Genomic DNA, 25,287 nt, shown 5'->3' on the forward strand with positions numbered 1-25,287 from the left:
AAATGCATGAAACGGATGCCGAGGCGTCCGGGAAGGCGGATCGACGTGAACACGCACACGAGCGACGACATCAGCTGGCCGGGGATGCAGTTCGGCATCTTCACTGTGAGCGACATCACGGCCGACCCCACCACCGGGCACACTCCGAGCGAGGCCGAGAAGATCCGCGCCGCGGTCACCATCGCGAAGCACGCGGAGGAGGTCGGGCTCGACGTCTACGCGATCGGAGAGCACCACAACCCGCCGTTCTGGTCGTCGTCGCCCACGACGACGCTCGCCTACATCGCTGCGCAGACCGAGCGGCTCATCCTCTCGACGGCCACGACCCTCATCACCACGAACGACCCGGTGAAGATCGCCGAGGACTACGCGATGCTGCAGCACCTCTCGGGCGGCCGCGTCGACATCATCATGGGCCGAGGCAACACCGGCCCGGTGTACCCCTGGTTCGGCAAGGACATCCGCCAGGGGCTGCCGCTCGCCATCGAGAACTACGCCCTGCTGCACAAGCTGTGGCGTGAGGACGTCGTCGACTGGGAGGGAAAGTTCCGCACGCCGCTGCAGGGATTCACCTCGACGCCGCGCCCGCTCGACGGCGTCGCCCCCTTCGTCTGGCACGGCTCGATCCGCACTCCCGAGATCGCCGAGCAGGCCGCCTACTACGGCGACGGCTTCTTCGCGAACAACATCTTCTGGCCCAAGGAGCACTACCAGCGCCTCATCGACCTGTACCGCCAGCGTTTCGCGCACTACGGTCACGGCACCCCGGAGCAGGCGATCGTCGGGCTCGGCGGCCAGGTGTTCATGAGCGCGAACTCGCAGGATGCCGTCCGGCAGTTCCGCCCGTACTTCGACAACGCGCCCGTCTACGGTCACGGCCCCTCGCTCGAGGACTTCAGCGAGATGACGCCGCTGACGGTGGGCTCTCCGCAGCAGGTGATCGACCGCTACGCCGCCATGCGCGAGACGTTCGGCGACTACCAGCGTCAGCTGTTCCTCATCGACCACGCGGGGCTTCCGCTGAAGACGGTGCTCGAGCAGCTCGACATCCTCGGCGGCGAGGTCGTGCCCGTGCTGCGCAAGGAGCTCGCACAGGGCCGGGGCGCGGCGGTGCCCGACGCGCCGACGCACGCCGCGCGAGTGCGTGACGTGTACGGCGACGGACCGGCGCGCGAGGCCCGTCCCCGCGCGAACCGCGGCGACAACCTCAGCGGGCCCTCGCCCTACCAGGACGCCCCGGCGCCGGCCGGCGCTGCGTTCGGAGCGGCGGCGGCACGATGAGCGCGCGCCGTATCGCCGTCGTCTCGGCCGGACTCTCGAACCCGTCGTCGACGCGGATGCTGGCCGACCGGCTGGCCACCGCGACGATCGCCGAGCTCGCGGCATCCGACATCACCGCGACCGCCGACGTCATCGAGCTCCGTGATCTCGCGCACGACATCACGAACAACCTGCTGACCGGTTTCGCGCCCCCGGCGCTGGAGTCGGCGATTAATTCGGTCGTCTCGGCAGACGCCCTCATCGCCGTGACGCCCATCTTCTCGACGAGCTACTCGGGGCTGTTCAAGTCGTTCATCGACGTGCTCGACCCTGACTCGCTCACGGGGATGCCGGTGCTGATCGGGGCCAACGCGGGCACGGCGCGTCATTCGCTCGCGATCGACTACGCCATCCGTCCCCTCTTCGCCTACCTCCACGCGGCGCCGGTCTCCACCGGCGTGTTCGCCGCATCCAGCGACTGGGGGAGCAAGGCCGATGAGGTCGCTCCGCTGAGCGCGCGGGTCGAGCGCGGAGCACGGGAGCTCGCGGCTGCGGTCGCGGCACGCACTCCCGTCACCGATGCCGATCCCTTCGATCCCGCGTCGTACCTCGGCGAGGGGAAGTCGTTCGGTCACCTGCTCGGGGGTCTCGCGGGGGAGTGACCCGCAGCGGCCTCAGGCCAGGACGATCTGCGAGAGCGACGTGAGCGGCAGCCATTGCGGTGTCCGCAGCGTCGCTCTCGCCGCATCCGCAGCCACGAGCGGCCCGAGATCCACCTGGGCGAGATCCGCGATGTCGGCGATCGGCGTCTGGAACGTCCGAAAGCCCGGCAGCGGGGGGACTGCGGCGATGAGCAGGTCCGACTGGTCGAGCACGAAGCCGGCGGCGGCGAGACGAGGCGGCTCGGCCGGGTCCGCTGCGTTCCACGCGGCGACCTTCCAGAACCGTCGGGGGATGCGGATGCCGCGGTACTCGGGGTCGTCCGGCGCGAGCACCGGCGCGGTGAAGACGCTGACCCGCAGCGCCGTCGCCTCCGCGTAGGCGAGCACGTGGTCCTCCAGCCCGACCCACAGCTCGGGGGACTGGTTGAAGGCTGCAGCCTGGGGCGCGGCGTTCGGGTAGGCGAAGGTCGCCTCCGTCGCCGCGCGCGCCCGCTCCGGTGTACCCCAGCCCGGGTCACGACGACGGACGAGGTGGCCACGGTCGTAGTCGTTGTCGCGGTAGAGCTCGTTTCCGGCCTGTTCGTCCGCGGGGACGCGCGCGTCGAGATGCCAGTTGCCCGATCGGGGGACGTCGCGCAACGACGACCCGTCGATGTTGACCCCCGTCGAGACGGCCAGGCGCCGGACCGGATCGAGCACGACGCTGAAGTGCGGATAGGCGAGATCGCGCAGGTCCCGCTCGCGGGCCGGGCGGGGGAGCGGGACCGCGATCCCGAGGAAGTCCGGTCTGTAGCCCTCGTGAGGTGTCATCGATCCTCCGTTGCGGTCGGTCGGGCGCTGGGTGAGTCGGCACCACCCGAGGTACGAGCGGCGCGCCGCCTGGACAGCATCGCCGCCAGTGAGTCGATCATGACTCCGAGAGCGAGCGCCACCCCGACCGAGATCAGCACGGCCGCGATGGGCGCGTCCGGAAGCAGCGCGCCGACCGCCGCGCCCACGACCGCCTGGTAGGCCGCCCATGCCGTCGCCGCGACGGCCGCGATTGGCAGGAACCGCCGAGCCGGAACCCGCGTCGCACCGGCGGTGAGGTTCACCGCGAGGCGCGCGAAGGGGATGAACCGAGCGGTGAAGACCACGGTCGCGGTGCCCTCCGTCAGGCGCCGCCCGGCCCAGTCGAAGGCGCGCTGCATCCGCGCGCTCCGCATCCAGCGCCACCGCCGCAGGCCGACCCGCCGGCCGACGGCGAAGCACAGGGCGTCGCCGCAGAACGCCGCGAGAGCGGCGACCCCGATGACCGCCGCGAGGGGTGGGGCGCCTGTTGCGGCCGCGAGCGCACCCGCCGCTGCGACGGACAGCTCGCCGGGCACGATCACGACGACCGAGTCGGCGAGCACGAGCGCGAAGACCGCGACCAGGGTCCAGGACCCATCCGAGATCGCGGTCAGCAGGTCGGCGGGCACGGCGTATGCCTACCAGCCGGGGATGAACGGCACGGGAACGGCGACGGTCAGGCGTCCGCGAGGTGACGGGCCGCGGAGGATCGCGTGAACAGTGCGCGATCATGCCCTTTCCGGTGGGCGCGAGGGCGCCGGCGGCGACACCCTGGTCTCGTGAGAGTCGCGGTGGTCACCGAGTCCTTCCTGCCCCACATGAACGGGGTCACCGGGTCCGTCCTGCAGGTGCTGGCGCACCTGGAACGGCGCGGGCACGAGGCCTTCGTCGTCGCGCCGGGCGCCGGGCGGGGGCATCCGCTCGCGGTGCCCGGTCGATCGGTGCCCTCAGTACCCATGCCGCGGTATCCCGCCGTCCGTGTCGCGGCTCCGCCCGTCGCTTCCGTCACCCGCGCGCTGCGGGCGTTCCGGCCCGACGTCGTGCACCTCGCATCGCCGTTCGTCCTCGGCTGGCAGGGCCTGCTCGCTGCCGAGGGACTCGATCTGCCGTCGGTCGCGGTCTACCAGACCGACGTCATCGCGTACACCGAACGCTACGGTCTACCGCACGCGACGGCGCTCGCTGCAGGTCACGTGCGGCGCCTCCACCGCCGCGCCACCCTGACGCTCGCTCCGGCCGACGCGGCGCGACGGCAGCTCGAACACCTCGGCGTGGACCGCGTCGCGATCTGGGGTCGCGGCGTCGACGGCATCCGCTTCGCGCCGCACCGGCGCGACGAGGCGTGGCGGGCCCGAGTGGTGCCCGGCACCGCGCAGGGCGAGGTCGTCGTCGGCTATGTCGGGCGACTCGCGCCGGAGAAGCAGATCGAAGACCTCGCCGCGCTCAGCTCGCTGCCGGGCGTCCGCCTCGTGATCGTGGGCGAGGGCCCCTCCCGCGCCGGCCTCGAACTGCTGTTGCCGGATGCCGTCTTCCTCGGGCATCTGCACGGCGACGAACTCGCCACCGCGATGGCGAGTTTCGACGTGTTCGTGCATCCCGGTGAGAGCGAGACCTTCGGGCAGACGATCCAGGAGGCCCAGGCGAGCGGCGTCCCGGTCGTCGCGACCGGGCGCGGCGGCCCGCTCGACCTCGTCCGCAGCAGCGTCGACGGCTGGCTGTACCGGCCGGGCGACGCGGCGGACCTCCGCGGCCGCGTCGCCGACCTGGTGGGCGACGGGGCGAAACGCCGAGCGTTCGGCGATGCTGCCCGGGCGGCCGTCTCGGGGCGGACGTGGGAGAGTCTCGGCGACGCGCTGCTCGGCCACTACGAGCGGGCCGCGGAGCTGCACGCGATCGACCGCGGGCTGCGCGCGCGGGTATGGCCGCGCCCCTCCCTGCCCACGGCGAACGACGGGCCGCCGCTGTGGCGTCGGTACGTCGCGCTCGGCGACTCGATCACCGAGGGCCTGTGCGACGCGTCGCGCATGCCGGCGGGGATGTACCGGGGGTGGGCGGACCGCCTCGCGCAGCTCCTCGCCTCGGCGGCGCCGCGCACCGGCGGCGGGACGGCCGCATTCCAGTACGCGAACCTCGCGGTGCGCAGCCGGCGGGTGCGGCACCTGGTCGACGAGCAGGTGCCGGCATGCCTGGCGCTCCGGCCCGACCTCGTCTCGGTGCTGATCGGCGCGAACGATCTCGTGCAGGCACGTGTCGACGTCGCGGCCGTTGCCGACGAGGTCGAGATCGCCGTGCGGCGCCTGCGTGAATCGGGAGCCGACGTTTTGCTCGCGACGGTGTTCCTTCCGGCACGGGCCGCCGCCGGGATCTTCGCGCGACGCTTCGCCGCCTACAACGCGCGGCTGCGGACGATCGCCGCGGCCACGGGTGCGATCCTCGTCGACTTCGAGGGCGTGCCCGAGCTCACCCGCCTCGAACTGTGGGCTGATGACAAGGTGCATCTGCGCTCGCGTGGTCATCGTCTCGCGGCATATCGCGCCGCGGAGGCGCTCGGGGTGCCCCACGCCGAAGCGCTCGCCGGTCTCGACGAGGCCTTCCACCTCGACGACGAGCCGGTGGTGCCGGGCACCTGGCTGCGCCGGGACGCCCTGCCCTGGGTGTGGCGGCGGTTGCGCGGGCGCACGGCGGGCGACGGCGTCGCCCCGAAGCTCCCCGCCTACATCCGGATCGGGCCGGTCGACCGCCCTCGGTCGCCGCAGACCCAGTAGCCCGGTCCTGCGGTTCTGCGGTTCTGCGGTTCTGCGGTTCTGCGGTCCTGCGGCCAGCGGCCCTGCGTGCGTAGGGCGCGCAGGTCAGACCCGCCAGCGGTACTCCGCCTCGGGGCGACCCGGAGCGCCGTAGCGCTGCGCTCGCTCGGCTCGGCCGCCGTCGGCGAGGTGCTCGAGGTAGCGGCGTGCGGCGACCCGCGACATCCCGAGAGCCTCCGCGGCCTCGCGTGCCGACAGGGCCCCGGCCGAGCGGAGGTGCGCGGAGACGCGCTCGAGCGTGTCGGGGGCGAGTCCCTTCGGGACGGGCGCAGTCGCCGGGCGCAACGCGCCGAGCATGGCGTCGATCTCGGCCTGGGTCGCCGCTCCCGTGGTCTCGCTGGCGCGTTCCCGGTACCGCGCGTACTGCGTCATCCGTTCCTGGAAGTCGGCGAACGTGAAGGGCTTGACGAGGTACTGCACGGCGCCGAGCCCCACCGCCTGTCGCACCACGTCCGCGTCGCGCACGGACGTGATCGCGATGACATCGACATCCCGCGCCCGCGCGCGGAGGTGCCGCAGCACGTCGAGTCCCGAGCCGTCGGGCATCGTCATGTCGAGGAGGACGAGGTCGATCTCGCCGGCGGCCGGGCTCTCGAGCAGAGCGCGCAGCGCCGCGCGGGCACCGCTGCACTCGGCCGCGACCCGGAAACCTTCGAGGCGCTCGACGTACCGGCGGTGCAGGTCGAGGGTGAGCGCTTCGTCGTCGACGAGCAGCACACCGATCATGCGTCCCTCCTCGGCAGGATGACCCGGAAGGTCGTCGGATCGTCGTCGAGCCTGACGAGGCCGCCTGCGTCATCGACGATGGCCGCCACGAGCGCGAGGCCTACCCCGCGTCCCTCGGCGCCCGCCGGCTTGGTCGAGAATCCGTGCTCGAAGATGCGGCGTCGCAGCTCGCTCGGAACGCCAGCGCCGGAGTCGGCGACGGCGATCTCGAGCTCGTCCTCGTGGGTCCGCGTCATCCTGATCTCCACCCATCGGGGCTCCGGTCCGCCGGCCGCGGCGTCGAGGGCGTTGTCGATGAGATTACCCACGACCGACACGGCGTCGACCGGCGACAGCACCGACCGCGGCGCGTCGGGCTCGATCTTCGAGCGCCACCGGATGCCTCGCTCCTTCGCTTGCGACGCCTTGCCGAGCAGCAGGGCGCCCACGGTCGGGTCGCCGTCGCGGCGCGCGGCCACCTGATCGACCAATACCTGGCTCTGTCTCGAGGTCTCGGCGAGGATCTCGATCGCCTCGGGCGTTCGTCCCAGCTCGAGAAGCGCGATGGCGGTGTGCATGCGGTTGCCGTGCTCGTGCGTCTGAGCGCGCAGGGCCTCGCCGAGCGTCCGCAGCGACTCGAACGACGAGACGGCGTCGCGGACGGCGCCGGCGGGCAGGTCCCCGGTGACCTGACGGGTCGCGCGACGCGCGACCACGGCTCCGACGAGGCCCGCCGCGAGGAGGGCGATGGCGATACCGACCACCACGAGGATGCGAGGCGCCAGGGTCGCCGCGATGCTGCCGATCGTCACCCCCACCGAGACCCATCCGACGACATCGCCGCCCCGTTCGACGGGCACGATGGTCCGTACCGAAGGTCCGAGCGTGCCGGTGAACTCCTCGGTGAGGGCACGGGCCTCGGCGGGGATCGAGCCGAGGTAGCGCTCGCCGATCCGCTCGGGGTCACGGTGCGTGATCCGGATGCCGCTGGGGTCCATGATCGTCACGAAGTCGATCCGCGCGTCGACGATGACCTGCTCGATCTGGGGTTGCAGTTCGGCCGAGGCGCGGTCGAGGTCGCCCGTCGCCAAGACCTCGGCCACCTGAGCGGAGTCGGCCACGGTCTGCGCGACGGCCTGGGTGACGCGTTCCGCCTCGCCACGCGCGGAACGCTGCCCGTCGACGATCAGGATGCCGGCAATGGCCAGGGTGAGCACGGCCACGGCCACCGTCACGGCGACGAACACGAGCGAGGCGGCGCTGCGCGTGCGCTTTCTCATGCCGGATCCTCGCCCTCGTCGTCATCGTCGTGTGCGCTCGCGGTCGTGCGCCGCGACCAATACGACCACAAATCGGCACGCGAGCGGAACGGACCGACGCTGGGACCGCACCGACAGAGACGTCGGCATCGGACAACGACTGTTCAGCTGGAGGAGACCATGGCTCTCACATCATCTTTCCGCCTGCCGGGTTACAACGCCCGCAATGGCAAGCAGGCCTGGGACAAGCACACGTGGCTGTACGTGTCGGTCATTCTCGCGGTCGTGCTCGGCGCGATCGTGGGTCTGGTGTGGCCGACCTTCGCGGTCGGGCTCGAGCCCCTCGGTAAGGGATTCGTCAACCTCATCAAGATGATGATCGCGCCGATCATCTTCTGCACGATCGTGGTCGGCGTCGGGTCGATCGCGAAGGCTGCGACGGTCGGGCGTATCGGCGGTCTCGCGCTGCTGTACTTCATGGTCATGTCGACGTTCGCACTCGCGATCGGGCTCGTCGTGGGGAACATCATCCACCCCGGCGAGGGCCTGAACATGCAGAGCGCAACATACGACGCGGGTGCTGCGGCCGAGGCGAAATCGACGACGGACTTCCTGCTCGGCATCATCCCGACCACCTTCTTCTCGGCCTTCACCGGTGAGAGCGTGCTGCAGGTGCTGTTCATCGCGCTGCTGGTCGGGTTCGCGCTCCAGGGACTCGGCGAGAAGGGCGCGCCGATCATGAACGCGGTGAAGTACCTGCAGACGCTGGTCTTCCGCATCCTCGGCATGATCCTGTGGCTCGCCCCGGTGGGAGCGTTCGGCGCCATCGCCGCGGTGGTCGGCAAGACCGGAGTCTCCGCCATCGTGAGCCTCGGGGTGCTGATGATCGCGTTCTACATCACGTGCATCGTGTTCATCGTCGCGGTTCTGGGCACGCTGCTCTACGCCGTCGCGCGGATCAACATCTTCAGCCTCATGAAGTACCTCGCCCGCGAGTACCTGCTCATCGTGGGGACGTCGTCGAGCGAGTCGGCGCTGCCGCGCCTGATCGCGAAGATGGAGCATGTCGGCGTCTCGAAGCCGGTCGTCGGCATCACGGTTCCGACCGGGTACTCGTTCAACCTCGACGGCACGGCGATCTACCTGACGATGGCGTCGCTGTTCATCGCCGCGGGTATGGGCGCTCCGATGTCGATTCCCGAGCAGATCGGTCTGCTCGTCTTCATGATCATCGCTTCGAAGGGCGCCGCGGGTGTCACCGGTGCCGGTCTGGCGACGTTGGCCGGCGGTCTGCAGGCGTACCGTCCCGACCTCGTGAACGGCGTCGGCGTCATCGTGGGTATCGACCGATTCATGTCGGAGGGTCGCGCCCTCACGAACTTCACCGGCAACGCGGTGGCCACGATCCTTATCGGCACCTGGACGCGAGAGTTCGACCGCGAGCAGGCCCGCGCCGTGCTGAGCGGGGAGCGCCCCTTCGACGAGGCGATGCTCGCCGGTCACGGGCACGACGGGATGTCGGATGACACCGGCGCCGTCAACACCCAGGGCCTCGGTGACGCCGCCCTCGAGGAGGCCGCGGCGAAGGAGGAGCGCGCTCGCCTCCGCCGCGAGGCCGCGACGCGCTGACCGCCCGGATCGATGACGATCGTCGGCCGCGGCTCCGAGGCATCGGGAGCCGCGGCCAACGTCGTGCTGGCCTTCGCCGAAGGACGCCCGGTGTCGAGCATGTCGTGTGGGTCGACGGCGACAGTCTCGACCGCGCCTCCGGCTGCCGCTCGTGGTCATCGTCGCGCGGGTGCGCTGACGGTCGCTGCGTCTGCCTTCGATCAGAACGGGGGAGGATCCGGCGGTGCGTCCCTGTGGTCCGGCGCCGGCGACGATCCGGAGGCGAGCGGCGGCCCGGAGGCGAGCGGCGGCCCGGAGGCGAGCGGCGGCCCGGAGGCGAGCGGCGGCCCGGAGGCGAGTGGCGGCGATTCCGGTCTGCCTTCCTCTCCCGGCGGCGTGAAGGCGACGAGGGGTGGTGGTGCGTCTTCGCGGTAGACCCGCCCTGTCGGTGATGTCCAGACGAGGCGTCCGCCGGGGAGCTGTCGGACCTGCCACCGGGTGTGGTGTTTGACGTCGTGGTGGCGTTTGCACAGGTGCGCGAGGTTGCAGACGTGCGTCGCCCCACCGTCGGATGCTGCGATGGTGTGGTCGATCTCGCACCGGATCGCGGGCTGGCGGCATCCGGGGAACCGGCAGTGCCGGTCACGGGCCCGCAGCAGCCGGATCATCGCCGCGGTCGGCCGGTACGAGTCGCATTCCAGCACGGTGCCCGTGACGGGGTGGGTGAGCAGCCGGTCCCACGAGCTGGCGTCGCCGGCGAGCTCGCGTGCGGTGGCGGCGTCGATGGGGGAGCGCCCGGCCAGATCGGCCGGGCCGTCGTCTTGTCCGATGAGCGTGAGCGCGGACACGGCGACCTGCACATGCGCACGGATCGCGCCGAGGGTCCCGTCGCCGTCGCCGGTGGCGGTGGGGTCGAGGGCGGGTGTTCCGGCGAGGAGGAGGTCGGAGAACACGTCCGCACGGACCTGGTCGATGGTGCGTGTGTCGCCCACGAACGACGATGCGTCGCCGGCCGACGACGCATTGCCGAGCGATCCGTCCGCGTAGGCCGTCCCGAACAACCCCGCGTCGCCGAACGTCGATCCCTCGGCAGCCAGGCCCGCAGCATCCGCATCGACCGCGCCATCCGCCGCATCCGCAGCGCCCGCAGCGCCCGCAGCATCCGCAGCACCCGCAGCATCCGCGCCATCCTCCGCATCCGCACGCCCGGCCCCGTCCGTGTGGGGCCGCGCGTTGATGATCGCGCGCGCCTGCCGAGTCAACCGGTCGACGATCCCGTCCGCGATGACGGTGGGCAGTGTTGCGATCAGGTCCGACATCCCGTCCGGCCCCGCCTGAGCGCGAACGCAGCGCCCTGCGGCAGCTTCCTCATGGCGCTCCGTGAACGTTCGGGGGTGCAGCCGGTCGGCCAGGAACTGCAGCGCGTCCCGGACCCGGTTCGGCGTCTCGCCCTCGCACCTCTCGATCGCGACCCGCTCGAACTCCCCCCGGGCGTCGGCGGGGATGATGCATCCCACGTCCTGAATGACCCGCACGTGCCCGCGCACGATCCGGCCCGCCTCCCAGGCAGCGAGGGTCAGCGGGTAGTTCTCCACGAGATCCCTGGACTCGTCGATCCGCCGCTGCAGCGTCCGGTCGGTCGCTACGAACACTCCCGCGAGCTCCGCAGCGATCCCACGCATCGCCATCTCACGGGTCTTCACCTTCTCCGAAGCGCCCGCCGTCTGCTTCTCGGCAAGCCGACCGGCGGCGGCGAGCACCCGCACTTCACGGACCTGCCCTGCCCGGATGAAATCCGAGACCCCTTGGGCATCCGCGACGAGTCGGGCGAGGGCGTCCATGTCGCCGTCGCTCCCCATCCCGTTGTCCGGACGCCCGTTCGAATGCATGTTCGAATCTTGTCACGGACCTCCGACATCGCCCTGGACTTTCCACACCCGCCCGCCACGCGGCGGAGATGCCGAAAAAAAGGGGCCCGGACGCGTCAGCATCCGAGCCCCTTCTGCGCGAGTCGCGTCGTCCGAGGTCAGCCGCTCTTGCGGCGGAACTCCCGCTTCGTGACCGCCGCGTGCGACGCGTGCACGGCGGAATCGCCGTCGAGGTGCGCCTCGCCCTTCCGGTGCTGGGCGTTCTTCTTCTCGAGCGCCTCTCGGAACTTGCGCTTCACATCGTCGGATGCTGCGCCCGTGGGCTTATCTGCTTCGCTCATACCGTCACGATACGCAGGCGAGGGCGTCGCTGGTAGGCTGGGGCAGGTTGCCGTCCGGCACCCGCTCAATTCAACACTGAGCTCATGGAGCGGATCCGGCAGGAAGCTGGTCCCCTGTGGTGGGTTCCCATCCCGATCGAATCCCGGTCGTGGATATGGTGATCTTCGACTGGTGACCAGCGCAGGCGGTTCTCGCGGCTCTGACCGCGCGCCCATATCTGCCCCGCTCCTTTGCACGATCTCGTGCGCGAAACGCGCGTGCGAGTCTAAACAAAGAAGGAGAGACCTCTTGGAAGGTCCAGAAATCACCGCAGCCGAAGCCGTCCTCGACAACGGCCGCTTCGGCACCCGCACCGTCCGGTTCGAGACCGGACGTCTGGCACAGCAGGCGCAGGGCGCCGTTGCCGCCTACCTCGACGAGGAGACGATGCTCCTCTCGGCCACCAGCGCCGGCAAGCACCCGCGCGAAGGCTTCGACTTCTTCCCGCTGACCGTCGACGTCGAAGAGCGTTCGTACGCGGCAGGCAAGATCCCCGGCTCGTTCTTCCGTCGTGAGGGTCGTCCCTCGACCGAGGCGATCCTCGTGTGCCGTCTGATCGACCGGCCGCTGCGTCCGTCGTTCGTCGACGGCCTGCGCAACGAGGTCCAGATCGTCATCACGGTCCTCTCGATCGCCCCCGGCGAGTACTACGACGCTCTCGCGATCAACGCGGCTTCGGCCTCGACGCAGATCTCGGGACTGCCGTTCTCCGGCCCGATCGCCGGTGTGCGCCTCGCCCTCGTCCCGGGCCACGGCGAGCACGAGGACCAGTGGGTCGTGTTCCCGAACCAGAAGACCGTCGAGGAATCCGTCTTCGACCTCACCGTCGCCGGCCGTGTGCTGCTCGACGGTGAAGTGGCCATCATGATGGTCGAGGCCGAGGCCACCGAGGGCAGCTGGAACCTCATCAAGGGCGGTGCCGTCAAGCCGAGCGAGGAGATCGTCGCTCAGGGACTCGAGGCGTCGAAGCCCTTCATCAAGCAGCTCGTCGAGGCGCAGGCTTCGATGGCGGCGTCGGCATCGCGCGAGCCGGGCGTCTACCCCGTCTTCCCGCCCTACGCGCCCGAGGTCTACGACTTCGTCGCCGAGCGTGCCTACGGTGAACTGTCGGGCGTCTACCAGATCGCCGACAAGCAGGAGCGCCAGAACGCGGACGACGCGATCAAGGACCGCGTCAAGGGCGAGGTCGCCGCGGCCGTCGAGGCCGAGCAGCTGCCCGCATCCGCGCTCGCCGAGTTCTCCGCGGCCTACAAGTCGGTCACCAAGAAGATCGTGCGCGGCCGCATCCTCAGCGAGGGTGTCCGCATCGACGGTCGTGGGCTCGCCGACATCCGTCCGCTCGACGCCGAGGTGCAGGTCATCCCGCGCGTCCACGGCTCGGCGATCTTCCAGCGCGGCGAGACCCAGATCCTGGGTGTCACGACGCTGAACATGCTGAAGATGGAGCAGCAGATCGACTCGCTCTCGCCCACGACGAGCAAGCGCTACCTGCACCACTACAACTTCCCGCCCTACTCGACCGGTGAGACCGGCCGTGTCGGCAGCCCCAAGCGTCGCGAGATCGGGCACGGCTTCCTCGCCGAGCGCGCGCTCGTGCCGGTGCTGCCCAGCCGCGAGGAGTTCCCGTACGCGATCCGTCAGGTCTCCGAGGCCCTCGGGTCGAACGGCTCGACCTCGATGGGCTCCGTCTGCGCCTCGACCCTGTCGCTGCTGAACGCCGGTGTGCCGCTTCGGGCGCCCGTCGCCGGTATCGCCATGGGCCTGGTCACCGACCAGGTCGACGGCGAGACGCGTTACGCGGCTCTGACCGACATCCTCGGTGCCGAGGACGCGCTCGGCGACATGGACTTCAAGGTCGCCGGTACGAGCGAGTTCGTCACGGCGATCCAGCTCGACACGAAGCTCGACGGCATCCCGTCGTCGGTCCTCACGGCCGCGCTGACCCAGGCCAAGGAGGCGCGTCTGACGATCCTCGGTGTCCTGAACGCCGCGATCGACAGCCCCGACGAGATGGCCCCGACGGCCCCCCGCGTCATCAGCGTGCAGATCCCCGTCGACAAGATCGGCGAGCTGATCGGCCCCAAGGGCAAGACGATCAACTCGATCCAGGACGAGACCGGGGCGCAGATCTCGATCGAGGATGACGGCACCGTGTACATCGGTGCGGTCGACGGCCCCTCGGCCGAGGCTGCTCGCGCGCAGGTCAACGCGATCGCCAACCCGACCAACCCCGAGGTGGGCGAGCAGTTCCTGGGCACGGTCGTCAAGATCGCGACCTTCGGCGCGTTCGTCTCGCTGCTGCCCGGCAAGGACGGCCTGCTGCACGTCAGCGAGGTCCGCAAGCTCGCCGGCGGCAAGCGCGTCGAGAACGTCGAGGACGTCCTGGGCGTCGGTCAGAAGATCCTCGTGCGCATCACGAAGATCGACGACCGCGGCAAGCTGTCGCTCGAGCCGGTCGTCGAGGAGACGGCCGATCAGCAGGGTTCGGCTGCGGCCGGCGAGAGCCCGGAGGCTCCCGCCGAAAGCTGAGACGCCTGATCGTCCGGATGCCCGCCCCCGTCTTCGGGAGCGGGCATCCGTCGTCTCGGCCAGACCGTGATGAAACAGTTATGCGGAATTCACGGCCCGTTCGCGACAATGCGCGCTCACCCGCGTGCCGTGTCCTACTCTCGAAGTGCGCGCTGAGGAGCTGCGCCTCGTGAGTCCTCGGCGTCGACGCGGAGGTGTGTGATGTCGGGGGAACGGGTGGCCCAGGTCGCGACGGCTGCTGCGTCGGCCGTGCATCCTTCGAGCCCCATCCCCGTCCACGGCAAGCCGCTCGGTTCCGACATCCGGGTGGATCTCGGTGAGACCGGGATGCGCATCTTCCCGCTCATCCTCGGCGGGGCCGAATTCGGCTGGACGATCGACCTCGCGGCGAGCCACGCCGTGCTCGATGCCTACGTGCAGCGCGGAGGCAACGCTCTGCAGACGTCCGACGGCTACGCGTCGGGGCGCAGCGAGCACATCATCGGTCGATGGCTGGCGAGCCGCGGGAACCGCCACGACATGGTCGTCGCCGTCCGGGTCGGGGGTCACCCCGACCACCCCGGGCTCGGCTCGGTGAACCTGGTCCGCTCGGTCGAGGCGTCGCTCGGACGCCTCGGTATCGAGCGCATCGACGTGCTGTATCTGGATGCCGCGACCGACGGCGTCACCGCGATCGAAGACACTCTCGCCACCGCGGAATGGCTCGTCGACAGCGGCAAGGTCCGCGCACTCGGCGCCGCCGGGTACACGGCGATGCAGCTCGTCGAGGCCCGCATCCTCTCGTCCGCCGGGTACCCGCGTCTCGCGGCGCTCGATGTGCCCTACAACCTCCTGCATCGCACTGATTTCGACGGCGACCTTCGTCTGATCGCCGGCGCCCAGGGACTCGCCGTCACGCCGTCGCGAGCGCTCGAGCACGGCTACCTCACGGGGAGCCACCGAGACCGTGCCGGACTGTCGTCCTCGGTGCGCGGATCGCAGCTGGCGGCCTGGATGAACCGTCGAGGCACGCGGACGCTGAAGGCGTTGGACCGCATCTCGGAGGAGCTCTCCGTGCCGACCGCCGCGATCGCGGTCTCGTGGCTGCTGGCCCAGCGCGTCGTGGCCGCGCCGATCGTCAACGCTAGTCGGCCCGTGCACGTCGATCAGCTCGTGCAGGGCGTCGGGACCAGGCTCGGACGCTCGCACCTCGCCGACATCGCGCGCGCGGTCGAGTGAGCCGGATCGCGGACTGCTCGGAGCGGGTGTCCGAGGGGTGACGTAGGGTGGATCCCGCCCTGTTCATCGTTTCGAATCGAGCTTCTGTGACGCAGTATCTCTATCTCGTGCGCCACGGAGAGCACCAAGACGCCGAGCACGGCCTCGAAGATGGTCCGCTGTCTCCGCGCGGACGCCGTCAAGCCGAGCTGCTCGCGGATCGCATCTCCGGTGTGCCCCTCGACGCTGTCTGGCACTCGCCGCTCGAGCGTGCGCAAGAGACCGCCCGCGCCGTCGCCAAGCGCCTGCCCGCACTCGCGCCGCAGGCGTCGTCGCTGCTGTTCGACTGCGTCCCGACCGGCATGACGCCGGATACGCCCGCCGCCTACGAGCCGTTCTTCGGCTCGTACACCGAGGCCGAGACCGAGGCGGGCGCGGCGCAGATGGCGGATGCCGTGGGCGAGTTCCTCGCCCGCAAACCCGACACGCACGAGCTCCTCATCACCCACAACTTCGTCATCGCGTGGTTCGTCCGCGAGGTGCTGCAGGCGCCGGAATGGCGCTGGCTCACGATCAACCAGGCGCACTGCGGACTCACGGTGCTCGCGCAGCGCCCCGGCCGGCCGTGGACGATGGTGTCGCACAACGACCTCTCGCACCTGCCGGTTGAACTGCGTACCGGCCTCCCCGACATCCTGCCCGTCTGACGCATCGTCCGCCGCGCCGATTGGACGCGGCGCGAACCGAGCCGGAGAATCGATCGGTGCTCGATGGTCCTCTGCTCGCCGACTGGCTGCCGGTGTCGATATCCGCTCTGGTCTTCCTCATCGTCGCGGCGGGCGTGGCGGGATGGGTCGACGCGGTCGTCGGCGGGGGAGGCCTCATCCAGCTTCCCGCTCTGGTCATCGGTGTGCCGAAAGATGTCGCGACGCCGTTCATCCTCGGGACGAACAAGCTGTCGTCGTTCGCGGGGACGTTCTCGGCCAGCTGGGTCTACCTCCGCCGCATCCGGGTGCAGCTGGTCCTGCTGATCCCGCTCGTCGCCGGCGCGTTCGGCGGATCTGCAGTGGGTGCGGCTCTCTCCCGCTACGTTCCGCGCGAGCTCCTGACCCCGATCGTGCTCGTGGCCGTCGTAGCGGTCGCGGTCTACACCCTGCTCAAGCCGAAGATGGGACTGCATCACCAACCGCGACACGAGTCCCGACCGGCGATCATCTGGCGGTCGGCCATCATCGGATCGGGGGTCGGCTTCTACGACGGCATCCTCGGCCCCGGCACCGGCTCGTTCTTCGTCATCCTCCTCGTCGCCGTGCTGGGCTACGGCTTCCTGCAGGCGAGTGTGAACGCGAAGATCGCCAACCTCACCACCAACCTCGCGGCGCTCCTCGTCTACGGGGTGCACGGCGAGATCCTGCTGCTGCTCGCCCTGGTCATGGCCGTCGCGAACATGACCGGCGGATTCATCGGCGCGCGCATGGCGACCAAGAACGGCAGCGGGTTCGTGCGGATCGTGTTCCTCGTCGTCCTGTCGATCCTCGTCGTGAAGCTCGCCTGGGACACGTACGTGCAGTTCGCGCCCGCGTAGGCTGGGCGCATGACCACGCGCGTGGCCCTCGTGGGCGGCACCGGAAAGCTCGGCGGCATCATCCGAGAGGTGATCGAGGCATCCGACGGGTTCGAGGTGTCGGCCGTGCTGACCAGCCGCAGCAGCCTCGACGAGCTCGCCGGCGCCGACCTCGTCGTCGACGCGTCGACGCCGGCCGTTTCGACGGATGTCGTCCGCGCCGCGATCGCGCGCGGCCTCAACGTGCTCGTCGGGACGTCGGGTTGGTCGCAGGAGAGGATCGCTCAGATCCGTCCTGCCGTCGACGCCGCCGGTGTCGGTGTCGTGTTCATCCCCAATTTCTCACTCGGATCGGTCGTCGGCAGCGCTCTGGCTGCGGCAGCGGCCGCCCTGTTCCCGTCGATCGAGATCATCGAAGCCCATCGCGAGACCAAGGTGGATTCGCCGAGCGGCACCGCGGTGCGCACGGCCGAGCTCATCGCCGCCGCCCGCGCCGGGGTCGGGCCGGTCGAATCGCCGCACGCGGACCAGCGGGCGCGCGGTCAGAAGGTCGCGAGCGTGCCGATCCACTCGCTCCGCCGGCCGGGCGTCATCGCCCGCCAGGAGACGATCCTGTCGGGTCCGGGCGAGGCGCTGTCGATCGTTCACGACACGATCGACCCGGCGCGCGCATACGAGCCCGGCATCCGCATCGCCCTGGCTGCAGCGCGAGAAGCGCGCGGCATCACGGTCGGGCTCGACAGCTTCATCGACATCGGCATCCGGCCGCCTGCCGTGCGGAGTGCCGCTGCACCGGGCGACGAAGGTGACGTTCCGGGCCAGGTCGCTCGCGTCACCGGCGCATGAGCACCCGCATCCTGGCGCTGATCATGTCGGCGCTCCTCGCGCTCTACATCTTCTTCGTCGCGCAGCGTGCGGTCTTGCTGATGTCGTCCGGCGAGCCGGTGGGCGTCGCCATGGGAGTCGCGCTGGTCGTCCTCCCTGTGATCGCGGCCTGGGCGCTGTGGCGCGAGTTGAGCTTCGGCATGAGCGCTTCGCGGCTCGGCAAGCGGCTCGAGAGAGACGCCGGGCTTCCCGACGAGGCGATCGATCTCTCGCCCAGCGGCCGGCCGAACCGCGCCGAGGCCGACGCGCTGTTCCCGCGGTATCGCGAGGCCGTCGAGAAGTCGCCCGACGACTGGCACGCCTGGTTCCGTCTCGGCCTCGCCTACGACGGGGCCGGTGACCGTCGGCGTGCCCGCCAGGCGGTGCGCACCGCGATCGCACTCGAGCGCGCGGATCGACGCGCGTGAACAGCCCGGCCTGATCCGCCGGGAGCCATCCGCCGGGGAGCGGCCGGAGCCGCCCCCGGGCGGTTCGGCTCAGCGCGACGGGACGACGGCGCGGATGGCGTCCTCGACGCGCTCGTGCGTGAAGGTGAACCCCGACCGCTGCAGCACCGCCGGTGCGACATCCGTGTCGTTGGTCAGCAGCGCCTCGGTCGCGTCCCGCCCGAGCACGAGGCGCAGTCCCCACTCGGGAGCGCGTACCAGGTAAGGGCGGTTCATCCGCATCGCCAGCGCGAAGCCGACATCGTTCGCCGTGGCGCGGGTGGGTCCGGTGAGATTGACGGGCCCCGTCACGTCGGCATCGATGAGGTGGCGGATCGCCGCGACCTCGTCGACGAGCGAGATCCACGGCCACACCTGGGTGCCTCGGCCGATCGGCCCCGCGATGCCCGCCCGCGTCAGCAGGATGAGCGGCTTCAGCACCGCCTCGGGATGCACGACCGGCGCGGTGCGCAACAGCACGACGCGTGCCTTCTCGCGCGCCGTGAGCGCCGCGGCCTCCCACTCGCCGCACAGGTCGGCGAGGAAAGTGTCGCCGCGGGGTGCGGTCTCGGTCATGCGCACGCCGGGCCGCGTCGGGTAGTAGCCGACCGCCGACGACGACAGGAAGACGGGAGCATCCGATCCGAGGGCCCGCACGGCGGTCGCGAGCGTCTCCGTCGGGAGCAGTCGCGACCACACCAGCTCGTGCTTGTACGAACGCGTCCAGGGGAACCGTCCGATGCTCGCCCCGTTCAGACCGACGACGGCGCGGGCGCCGTCGAGGACGCCCGGGTCGAGGGGGCGTTCGCCGGGCCACCACTGCACTTCGTCGGCGGTGACCGGCGCACGACGGACGAGCCGGACCACTTCCACCCCGTCGCCGCGCAGAGCGTCGACGAGGGCGCGGCCGATCAGGCCGGACGCGCCCGCGACGACGACTCGGCCCGCCGAACCCTGATTAGCCAAGCGTCGCCTCGAGGGTGATCTCGATGCCGGCGAGGGCTGCCGAGACGGGGCATCCGCTCTTCGCCTCCTGGGCGAGCCGGTCGAAGTCCTCGGGCGACAGACCCGGGACGACCGCGTTGACGTTCAGGTGCGAGCCGGTGATGCCGGTGCCCGGGATGAAGGTGACGGAGGCGGTCGTCTCGACCGACTCGGGCGGGGTGCCGTTCTCGGCCAGCGCGTGCGAAAGAGCCATCGAGAAGCACGACGAGTGGGCCGCGGCGATCAGCTCCTCGGGAGTGGTGACGGCGCTCGACCCCTCGCTGCGGGCCTTCCAGTTGACCTCGAACGGGCCCTGGTTCGAGCTTTCGAGGGCGATCTGGCCCGTTCCCTCGGTCAGACTGCCCTTCCAGCTGGTGGTTGCTTCGCTCGTGACGCTCATGACTCTCCTTCTCGCAGCCGGCACTCGGAGTGCCGTGTCGAAACGGCGCGGTGTGCGCTCGCGACGAGCCTAGGTCGGGCGCCCTTCCGCCGGAACGTCTTGACACGTCCGACCAGCCGTCTCAGACCGAAGCGGAGGTCGCGCGCAGCCGCAGGATCTCGAGCTGCACGACATCGCGTCGAGGCGCCCCGCCGAAGCGCGTGCGGACCACGCCGCGCCCGTCGAGGACGAGGGTGGTGGGCGTCTGCGCGATCTGGAACCGGCGTGCGATGTCCGGCCGGTCGGTCACGTCGACATCGAGGTGCACCACGTCGTCGCTGCCGCGCGCGATCTCGGCGAGGGTGCGGTGCACAGCGGGACAACGCTGGCACGTCTCGCGGCTGAACTGCAGAAGCGTCGCGGTGCGGCCAAGGGCATCCGGTGCGGCGCCGAGACGGCACGGGTCGACGACGTCGAAGCGCGGGATCGGGTACGGGCGTGACGCGCGCCAGCGGATGATGACACCGACCGCACCTGTTACCGATAACAGCACGGCCAGGACGACGGCCCACGCCATGAGTTCCACAACAGCCCACAGTAGACCCCTCCGGCGTGGGGGAGCACCGGGGCGCCGGGGGTAATCTGAAGCGGTGAGCGACGCCGAGCAGACCCCGACCAGTCCCGAGATCGAGTTCCGCAGCGATGTGACGGTCGAGCTCGTGCGCTCGAGCGCCGCCGACTCCGATGTCCTCTTCGCCGCTCGCGTCTCGACGCAGGGGGAGCAGACCCTGGATGCCGCCGCGGCGGGCACCGAGGCCTCGGCCCGCGACCGTGGGCTGATCAACTACCTGATGCGCGACCGCCACGGGTCTCCCTTCGAGCACAACTCGATGACGTTCTACGTGCAGGCGCCGATCTTCGTCTTCCGCGAGTTCATGCGCCACCGCATGGCGTCCTACAACGAGGAGTCGGGCCGCTACCGCGAGCTGCGCCCGGTGTTCTACGTGCCCGGGCGCGAGCGCAATCTGAACCAGGTGGGCAAGCCGGGGGCGTACGAGTTCCTGCCCGGTACCGATGAGCAGTTCGCGATCGTCGACGAGAGCACGCGCCAGGCATCCGTGCAGGCGTACGAGGCCTACCGGCGGATGCTGGACGCGGGTGTGGCACGCGAGGTGGCGCGCATCGTGCTGCCGCTGAACATCTACTCGTCGATGTACGTGACGGTCAATGCGCGATCGCTGATGAACTTCCTGTCGCTTCGGACCAAGGTCGAGGGCACGCATTTCCCCTCGTTCCCGCAGCGCGAGATCGAGATGTGCGCCGAGAAGATGGAGACGTTCTGGCGCGAGCTCATGCCGATGACCCACGCCGCCTTCAACGCCAACGGACGCGTCGCCCCCTGACGCGTCGGCTGCGGGTCAGTCGAACCTGCCGAGCCTGATCCCCGCGTAGGCCAGAGCGGCGACGGTCTCCCCGTCGTCGATGCCGCCGTCGGCGACGAGCTGCAGCGCCTCGGCGAACGGGACCCACACGACGCGTTCGATCCCCTCCTCGAGCTGCGACGAGGCCGCGTCCTCCGCCGGGGCGAGCCCCCGCGCGAGGAAGACGTGCTCGGGGGCCACGGCGATGCCGTTGAGTGCGTTCATCCGGCCGATCGGCTCCCAGGACTCGGCGGTCAGCCCCGTCTCCTCGAGCAGTTCGCGCTTCGCGGCGACCAGGGCGTCCTCGCCGTCGCTGCCGCCGGCGGGCACCTCGATCGAACGCCCGGTCGTGTAGCGGTCGACCTCGACGAAGCAGACCCGGTCCGACTCGTCCACGGCCACGACGAACACCGCGGGATGCCGCATCTCGACGACTCCGTAGATCCCGTCGCCCGCCGGTCCGGTCACCTCGTCCTCGCGGACCGAGATCCAGCGGTTCTCGTACGTCGTGCGCGTGCTCCGGGTCGTCCAGGCCATTCCGCCACCCTAGAGCCCGCACCGGGGCAGGTGCGGTCCGTGCGGCGATACATCCGTCGGACCGGCGGGGCTGGTGTTGCATCGGCCTGTCGCCGAGGCGCATCGTGCACCGCGAATCCGACGGTTGCATCGGACCCGAGAAGGCTCGGCGCTCCTCCCCACGCCGCGAGGGGTCAGGTCCGTCCCCGGACGGCCGATGCCCTGCCCGATGAAACCGCATTCGCAGCGAAGGTCGGTGCATGTGCGGGAACGAACCGGCCACGAGGATTAGCGCGATGGGCGGGTGCGTGCGGTCGCGATGGTTGACCAAGCGAGGGTTCACGCGACTGCAGCTGGCGCGAGCGGTCGAGAAGGGCGCGCTCGTGAGAATCCGTCACGGCGTCTACGCGGTGCCGGATGCCGAGCCGGATGTCGTCGACGCCGCTGCCCACGGCGGCGAGGTGTGCTGCGCCTCCGCGTTGAGACGGCGCGGCGTGTGGGTGCTCGAACCGAGGGAACGCCTGCACGTGCGTGTCGGGCGTGCAGGTCGTGTGCACCCGCATAAGGATTGCCGCTGCGTCACGCATCATGACGGGGACGCCGCGGCGTTCGGCGCCGTCTCGCTCGTCCACGCGCTCGTGCAGACCGCGTCGTGCCTCGGGGCGGAGGCGTTCTTCGTCGCCTTCGAGTCGGCGTGGCGGCTCGGCCTGCTCACGGGGGCGGACCGTGCGGAGGTACGCATGACGCTTCCGGCCCGCTTCCGGTATCTCGTCGATCTCGCTCGTCCCGATGCCGACAGCGGGCTCGAGTCCCTCCTGCGACTGCGCCTCTCACGGCTGGGCATCACCGTCGAGAGTCAGGTGCTCATCCGGGGTGTGGGGCGGGTCGACTTCCTCGTCGCGGAGTGCCTCATCATCGAGGTGGACGGCCGTCTCAACCACGAGGGTGCATCACTGCGCCACAAGGATCTGGTGCGCGACGCGGAAGCGGCGGCGATCGGCTACGAGACCCTGCGCTTCGACTACTCCCTCGTCGTCTTCGACTGGCCCCGCGTCGAACGGGCCGTGCTGGCTCGTCTGGACGCGATCCGTCGGCACCGCTGAGCCCGTGGACCGGCGCCGGCGGCACGTGTCGCGATACATTCGTCGGACCGGCGGGGCTGGTGTCGTCTCACGGCGCCGCGGCAGCGTCATCAGTACCTCCGGTCCTGCGAACGTATCGGCGACCGCGAGTCAGCCCGTCGCTCATACGCGACGCAGAGGCGGAACCGATACCCTGAGACCATGACGCACTCGGGCAATCCCTTCGGACAGGTCCTCGTCGCGCTGGTCACCCCGATGACCGCCGACGGTGAGGTCGACTGGCCCGCCGTCGAGAAGCACATCGACGACGTCATCACCGCGGGCGCCGACGGCATCGTCGTCACGGGCACCACGGGCGAAACGAGCACCCTGACCGACCCCGAGAAGCTCCGCCTCGTCGAGGTGGGCAAGTCCGTCTCCGCCGGCCGGGCCAAGATCATCACCGGCGGCGGATCGAACGAGACCGCGCACGCGATCGAGCTGTACAAGGCCAGCGAGAAGGCCGGCGCCGACGGCATCATGATCGTCACGCCGTACTACAACAAGCCGACGCAGGCCGGCATCCTGACGCACTTCCGTCTCGTCGCGGACGCCACGGATCTGCCCGTCATCCTCTACGACATCCCGGGGCGCACCGGCGTCCCGATCAAGTACGAGACGATCCTCCGTCTCGCGAAGCACCCGAACATCCTCGCCGTGAAGGATGCGAAGGGCGACTTCAGCGAGGTCAGCCGCGTGCTGAACCAGACCGATCTCATGTACTTCTCGGGCGACGACGCGAACGTCCTGCCCCACCTGGCCATCGGAGCCAGCGGACTCATCGGGGTGACCGCCAACATCACCGCGACCCCGTACCGCACGATCGTCGACGCCGTGAACCGCGGTGACCTCGCCGCCGCCACCGCCGCCCACAAGAGCCTCGAGCCGCTCGTCCGGGCCGTCATGACGCACGTGCCCGGCACGGTGAGCGCGAAGTACATCCTGCACGGCCTGGGCCGCATCTCGAGCCCGCGCGTGCGTCTGCCCCTCGTCGGACCCGAAGAGTGGGAGGCCGCGATCATCGAGGACGAGCTCGCCCTCGTCTCGGGCGTGCCCGGGGCCGACTTCTCCAACTTCCGTCCCGACCGTAATGCCGCCGCCGGCGGTGCGCTGCCCAAGGTGCACGGGACGACCCGCTAGACGAAAACGAATGAGGATGCCGCCCATGCCGGCATCCCGAGGAAGCGTGCCAATGCCCACGAACGTCTTCAGCCCGCCCGCTCTCGAACCCGGAACGCTGCGGGTCTACCCGCTCGGCGGCCTCGGTGAAGTCGGGCGCAACATGACCGTGTTCGAGTACGAGGGCAAGCTGCTCGTCGTCGACTGCGGCGTCCTGTTCCCCGAGGAGCACCAGCCGGGCGTCGACCTGATCCTCCCCGACTTCGAGCCGATCCGGCACCGTCTGAACGACATCGTCGGGGTCGTCCTGACCCACGGTCACGAAGACCACATCGGCGCCGTCCCGTATCTGCTGAAGTTGAAGGGCGACATCCCCCTCATCGGCTCGGGACTCACGCTCGCGCTCATCGAGGCGAAGCTCAAGGAGCACCGCATCCGGCCCTACACGCTCACCGTCGCCGAGGGGCAGCAGGAGCAGGTCGGGCCGTTCGACCTCGAGTTCATCGCGGTCAACCACTCGATCCCCGACGCTCTCGCGGTCGCGGTCCGCACTCCCGCGGGGCTGGTCCTCGCCACCGGCGACTTCAAGATGGACCAGCTTCCTCTCGACGGGCGGATCACCGACCTCCGCGCCTTCGCGCGCTTGGGCGAAGAGGGAGTCGACCTCTTCCTCGTCGACTCGACGAACGCCGACGTGCCGGGCTTCACGCCCACCGAGCGCGGCATCGGACCGGTGCTCGACCAGGTCATCAGCAAGTCCCCGCGTCGCGTCATCGTCGCGAGCTTCTCCAGTCACGTCCACCGCGTGCAGCAGGTCGTGGATGCCGCCGCCGCGAACGGTCGCCGCGTCGCGTTCCTCGGGCGCAGCATGGTCCGCAACATGACGATCGCCGAGAACCTCGGCTACCTGAATGTGCCCGACGGGGTGCTGATCGACTACAAGAAGGCCAAGGACCTGCCCGACGACCGCATCGTCTACATGTCGACCGGTTCGCAGGGCGAGCCGATGGCGGTGCTCTCGCGCATGGCCAACCTCGAGCACGCGATCGAGCCCGGGCCGGGCGACACCGTCATCCTCGCCTCCAGTCAGATCCCCGGCAACGAGAACGCGATCTACCGCGTGATCGACGGCCTCACCAAGCTCGGCGCCAACGTCGTGCACAAGGGCAATGCCAAGGTGCACGTCTCGGGTCACGCGGCCGCCGGAGAGCTCCTCTACTGCTACAATATCCTCAAGCCGCGAAACGTGCTGCCCGTGCACGGCGAGTACCGTCACCTGATGGCCAACGCGAAGCTCGCGCAGGACACCGGGGTGCCGGCCGATCGCACCATCCTGGGCGAGAACGGCACGGTCGTCGACCTGAAGAACGGCGTGGCCGAGGTCGTCGGGCAGCTCGACATCGGGTTCGTCTACGTCGACGGCTCCACCGTCGGTGAGATCACCGACGCCGACCTCAAGGACCGGCGCATCCTCGGTGAGGAAGGCTTCATCTCGGTCATCGTCGTCGTCGACGGCAAGACGGGACGAGTCGTCAGCGGCCCCGACATCCACGCCCGCGGCGTCGCCGAGGACGACTCGGTCTTCGAGGGCGTCAAGCCCAAGATCGCCGCCGCCCTGGCGGAGGCCGTCCAGTCGGGCACGCGCGACAATCACGCCCTCTCGCAGGTCGTCCGCCGCACGATCGGGCGCTGGGTGAACCAGTCGCTGCGTCGCCGACCGATGATCGTCCCGGTCGTCATCGAGGCCTGACCCGCGTCGTTCCGCGGTA

At 70.2% G+C, this 25,287-nt stretch carries 24 protein-coding genes; 14 read left to right on the forward strand and 10 right to left on the reverse strand.

Going from position 1 to position 25,287, the window contains the following annotated elements:
• The first annotated feature begins 84 nt into the window (after positions 1-84).
• Positions 85-1,281: an LLM class flavin-dependent oxidoreductase gene (locus ACPYN5_RS04790; protein WP_424448241.1), complete on the forward strand. Its 1,197-nt coding sequence runs from the start codon at positions 85-87 to the stop codon at positions 1,279-1,281.
• Positions 1,278-1,922, forward strand: a complete 645-nt coding sequence (locus tag ACPYN5_RS04795) for a CE1759 family FMN reductase (protein ID WP_424447844.1) — start codon at positions 1,278-1,280, stop codon at positions 1,920-1,922. The genes ACPYN5_RS04790 and ACPYN5_RS04795 overlap by 4 nt, the downstream gene beginning before the upstream one ends.
• Positions 1,923-1,934: 12 nt before the next feature.
• On the opposite strand, the gene ACPYN5_RS04800 is transcribed toward ACPYN5_RS04795, so the two are convergent.
• Entirely contained in the window at positions 1,935-2,732 is a 798-nt protein-coding gene (locus ACPYN5_RS04800) for a DNA/RNA non-specific endonuclease (protein ID WP_424447845.1), read from the reverse strand.
• Positions 2,729-3,382, reverse strand: a complete 654-nt coding sequence (locus tag ACPYN5_RS04805) for a DedA family protein (RefSeq protein WP_424447846.1) — start codon at positions 3,380-3,382, stop codon at positions 2,729-2,731. Before ACPYN5_RS04805 ends, ACPYN5_RS04800 begins: the two co-directional genes overlap by 4 nt.
• A 150-nt stretch (positions 3,383-3,532) precedes the next feature.
• Here ACPYN5_RS04805 and ACPYN5_RS04810 point away from each other — a divergent pair, with 150 nt between their 5' ends.
• Positions 3,533-5,518 (forward strand): GDSL-type esterase/lipase family protein, encoded by a 1,986-nt coding sequence (locus tag ACPYN5_RS04810; RefSeq protein ID WP_424447847.1) that lies wholly within the window; start codon positions 3,533-3,535, stop codon positions 5,516-5,518.
• A gap of 84 nt (positions 5,519-5,602) precedes the next feature.
• Here the strand turns inward: ACPYN5_RS04810 and ACPYN5_RS04815 are convergent, their stop codons facing one another.
• Both ACPYN5_RS04815 and ACPYN5_RS04820 read right to left on the reverse strand, forming a co-directional pair.
• Positions 5,603-6,283: a response regulator gene (locus tag ACPYN5_RS04815; RefSeq protein WP_424447848.1), complete on the reverse strand. Its 681-nt coding sequence runs from the start codon at positions 6,281-6,283 to the stop codon at positions 5,603-5,605.
• The gene (locus ACPYN5_RS04820) at positions 6,280-7,542 is read right to left on the reverse strand and encodes a sensor histidine kinase (RefSeq protein WP_424447849.1); all 1,263 of its coding nucleotides are present in this window, start codon (positions 7,540-7,542) and stop codon (positions 6,280-6,282) included. The genes ACPYN5_RS04815 and ACPYN5_RS04820 overlap by 4 nt, the downstream gene beginning before the upstream one ends.
• A gap of 159 nt (positions 7,543-7,701) precedes the next feature.
• Between ACPYN5_RS04820 and ACPYN5_RS04825 the strand changes: the two genes are divergently transcribed.
• Positions 7,702-9,150, forward strand: a complete 1,449-nt coding sequence (locus ACPYN5_RS04825; protein ID WP_424447850.1) for a cation:dicarboxylate symporter family transporter — start codon at positions 7,702-7,704, stop codon at positions 9,148-9,150.
• 200 nt (positions 9,151-9,350) lie between these two features.
• On the opposite strand, the gene ACPYN5_RS04830 is transcribed toward ACPYN5_RS04825, so the two are convergent.
• Positions 9,351-11,018: an HNH endonuclease signature motif containing protein gene (locus ACPYN5_RS04830; RefSeq protein ID WP_424447851.1), complete on the reverse strand. Its 1,668-nt coding sequence runs from the start codon at positions 11,016-11,018 to the stop codon at positions 9,351-9,353.
• Between the two features lie 137 nt (positions 11,019-11,155).
• Positions 11,156-11,338: a DUF5302 domain-containing protein gene (locus tag ACPYN5_RS04835; protein ID WP_424447852.1), complete on the reverse strand. Its 183-nt coding sequence runs from the start codon at positions 11,336-11,338 to the stop codon at positions 11,156-11,158.
• A 289-nt stretch (positions 11,339-11,627) separates the two neighbouring features.
• Here ACPYN5_RS04835 and ACPYN5_RS04840 point away from each other — a divergent pair, with 289 nt between their 5' ends.
• The 6 genes from ACPYN5_RS04840 (at position 11,628) to ACPYN5_RS04865 (ending at position 17,960) form a co-directional block, all read left to right on the forward strand.
• Positions 11,628-13,907 (forward strand): polyribonucleotide nucleotidyltransferase, encoded by a 2,280-nt coding sequence (locus ACPYN5_RS04840; protein ID WP_424447853.1) that lies wholly within the window; start codon positions 11,628-11,630, stop codon positions 13,905-13,907.
• Positions 13,908-14,108: 201 nt separating this feature from the next.
• The gene (locus ACPYN5_RS04845; protein WP_424447854.1) at positions 14,109-15,125 is read left to right on the forward strand and encodes an aldo/keto reductase; all 1,017 of its coding nucleotides are present in this window, start codon (positions 14,109-14,111) and stop codon (positions 15,123-15,125) included.
• A gap of 86 nt (positions 15,126-15,211) precedes the next feature.
• Positions 15,212-15,811 carry a histidine phosphatase family protein gene (locus ACPYN5_RS04850; RefSeq protein WP_424447855.1) on the forward strand — a complete coding sequence of 200 codons (600 nt, stop codon included), beginning with the start codon at positions 15,212-15,214 and terminating at the stop codon, positions 15,809-15,811.
• Positions 15,812-15,867: 56 nt separating this feature from the next.
• Entirely contained in the window at positions 15,868-16,689 is an 822-nt protein-coding gene (locus ACPYN5_RS04855; protein WP_424447856.1) for a sulfite exporter TauE/SafE family protein, read from the forward strand.
• Positions 16,690-16,698: 9 nt separating this feature from the next.
• Positions 16,699-17,514, forward strand: a complete 816-nt coding sequence (locus ACPYN5_RS04860) for a 4-hydroxy-tetrahydrodipicolinate reductase (protein WP_424447857.1) — start codon at positions 16,699-16,701, stop codon at positions 17,512-17,514.
• Entirely contained in the window at positions 17,511-17,960 is a 450-nt protein-coding gene (locus ACPYN5_RS04865) for a hypothetical protein (protein WP_424447858.1), read from the forward strand. Before ACPYN5_RS04860 ends, ACPYN5_RS04865 begins: the two co-directional genes overlap by 4 nt.
• A 69-nt stretch (positions 17,961-18,029) precedes the next feature.
• Here ACPYN5_RS04865 and ACPYN5_RS04870 read toward each other — a convergent pair whose 3' ends face one another.
• The 3 genes from ACPYN5_RS04870 to ACPYN5_RS04880 all read right to left on the reverse strand — a co-directional run bounded on the left by ACPYN5_RS04870 (position 18,030) and on the right by ACPYN5_RS04880 (position 19,918).
• On the reverse strand, positions 18,030-18,944 hold the full coding sequence (locus tag ACPYN5_RS04870) for a TIGR01777 family oxidoreductase (RefSeq protein WP_424447859.1): 915 nt from the start codon (positions 18,942-18,944) through the stop codon (positions 18,030-18,032).
• The gene (locus ACPYN5_RS04875; protein ID WP_424447860.1) at positions 18,937-19,362 is read right to left on the reverse strand and encodes an OsmC family peroxiredoxin; all 426 of its coding nucleotides are present in this window, start codon (positions 19,360-19,362) and stop codon (positions 18,937-18,939) included. The genes ACPYN5_RS04870 and ACPYN5_RS04875 overlap by 8 nt, the downstream gene beginning before the upstream one ends.
• A gap of 121 nt (positions 19,363-19,483) precedes the next feature.
• Entirely contained in the window at positions 19,484-19,918 is a 435-nt protein-coding gene (locus ACPYN5_RS04880; protein WP_424448242.1) for a TlpA family protein disulfide reductase, read from the reverse strand.
• Positions 19,919-19,991: 73 nt separating this feature from the next.
• On the opposite strand from ACPYN5_RS04880, the gene thyX reads away from it, so the two are divergent.
• A complete protein-coding gene (thyX, locus tag ACPYN5_RS04885) occupies positions 19,992-20,744 on the forward strand; it encodes an FAD-dependent thymidylate synthase (protein ID WP_424447861.1) in 753 nt (250 codons plus the stop codon).
• Between the two features lie 15 nt (positions 20,745-20,759).
• Here the strand turns inward: thyX and ACPYN5_RS04890 are convergent, their stop codons facing one another.
• Positions 20,760-21,299 carry an NUDIX domain-containing protein gene (locus ACPYN5_RS04890; RefSeq protein WP_424447862.1) on the reverse strand — a complete coding sequence of 180 codons (540 nt, stop codon included), beginning with the start codon at positions 21,297-21,299 and terminating at the stop codon, positions 20,760-20,762.
• Positions 21,300-21,574: 275 nt separating this feature from the next.
• Here ACPYN5_RS04890 and ACPYN5_RS04895 point away from each other — a divergent pair, with 275 nt between their 5' ends.
• From ACPYN5_RS04895 to ACPYN5_RS04905, 3 genes are all read left to right on the forward strand, one after another.
• Complete coding sequence (locus ACPYN5_RS04895) at positions 21,575-22,381, forward strand: type IV toxin-antitoxin system AbiEi family antitoxin domain-containing protein (RefSeq protein ID WP_424447863.1); 807 nt, start codon at positions 21,575-21,577, stop codon at positions 22,379-22,381.
• Positions 22,382-22,561: 180 nt separating this feature from the next.
• The gene (gene dapA / locus ACPYN5_RS04900; protein WP_424447864.1) at positions 22,562-23,539 is read left to right on the forward strand and encodes a 4-hydroxy-tetrahydrodipicolinate synthase; all 978 of its coding nucleotides are present in this window, start codon (positions 22,562-22,564) and stop codon (positions 23,537-23,539) included.
• 52 nt (positions 23,540-23,591) lie between these two features.
• Entirely contained in the window at positions 23,592-25,268 is a 1,677-nt protein-coding gene (locus tag ACPYN5_RS04905) for a ribonuclease J (protein ID WP_424447865.1), read from the forward strand.
• Positions 25,269-25,287 lie beyond the last annotated feature (19 nt).

Source organism: Microbacterium arborescens (assembly GCF_049707515.1).
GTDB classification, from domain to species: Bacteria; Actinomycetota; Actinomycetes; order Actinomycetales; family Microbacteriaceae; genus Microbacterium; species Microbacterium arborescens_B.

Coding starts and splice junctions, on each gene's coding strand:
- ACPYN5_RS04790 (WP_424448241.1), top strand. CDS start 85: ATGCAGTTCGGCATCTTCACTGTGAGCGACATCACGGCCGACCCCACC.
- ACPYN5_RS04795 (WP_424447844.1), top strand. CDS start 1,278: ATGAGCGCGCGCCGTATCGCCGTCGTCTCGGCCGGACTCTCGAACCCG.
- ACPYN5_RS04800 (WP_424447845.1), bottom strand. CDS start 2,732: ATGACACCTCACGAGGGCTACAGACCGGACTTCCTCGGGATCGCGGTC.
- ACPYN5_RS04815 (WP_424447848.1), bottom strand. CDS start 6,283: ATGATCGGTGTGCTGCTCGTCGACGACGAAGCGCTCACCCTCGACCTG.
- ACPYN5_RS04820 (WP_424447849.1), bottom strand. CDS start 7,542: ATGAGAAAGCGCACGCGCAGCGCCGCCTCGCTCGTGTTCGTCGCCGTG.
- ACPYN5_RS04825 (WP_424447850.1), top strand. CDS start 7,702: ATGGCTCTCACATCATCTTTCCGCCTGCCGGGTTACAACGCCCGCAAT.
- ACPYN5_RS04830 (WP_424447851.1), bottom strand. CDS start 11,018: ATGCATTCGAACGGGCGTCCGGACAACGGGATGGGGAGCGACGGCGAC.
- ACPYN5_RS04835 (WP_424447852.1), bottom strand. CDS start 11,338: ATGAGCGAAGCAGATAAGCCCACGGGCGCAGCATCCGACGATGTGAAG.
- ACPYN5_RS04845 (WP_424447854.1), top strand. CDS start 14,109: ATGTCGGGGGAACGGGTGGCCCAGGTCGCGACGGCTGCTGCGTCGGCC.
- ACPYN5_RS04860 (WP_424447857.1), top strand. CDS start 16,699: ATGACCACGCGCGTGGCCCTCGTGGGCGGCACCGGAAAGCTCGGCGGC.
- ACPYN5_RS04865 (WP_424447858.1), top strand. CDS start 17,511: ATGAGCACCCGCATCCTGGCGCTGATCATGTCGGCGCTCCTCGCGCTC.
- ACPYN5_RS04875 (WP_424447860.1), bottom strand. CDS start 19,362: ATGAGCGTCACGAGCGAAGCAACCACCAGCTGGAAGGGCAGTCTGACC.
- ACPYN5_RS04880 (WP_424448242.1), bottom strand. CDS start 19,918: ATGGCGTGGGCCGTCGTCCTGGCCGTGCTGTTATCGGTAACAGGTGCG.
- ACPYN5_RS04890 (WP_424447862.1), bottom strand. CDS start 21,299: ATGGCCTGGACGACCCGGAGCACGCGCACGACGTACGAGAACCGCTGG.
- ACPYN5_RS04895 (WP_424447863.1), top strand. CDS start 21,575: ATGGGCGGGTGCGTGCGGTCGCGATGGTTGACCAAGCGAGGGTTCACG.
- dapA (WP_424447864.1), top strand. CDS start 22,562: ATGACGCACTCGGGCAATCCCTTCGGACAGGTCCTCGTCGCGCTGGTC.
- ACPYN5_RS04905 (WP_424447865.1), top strand. CDS start 23,592: ATGCCCACGAACGTCTTCAGCCCGCCCGCTCTCGAACCCGGAACGCTG.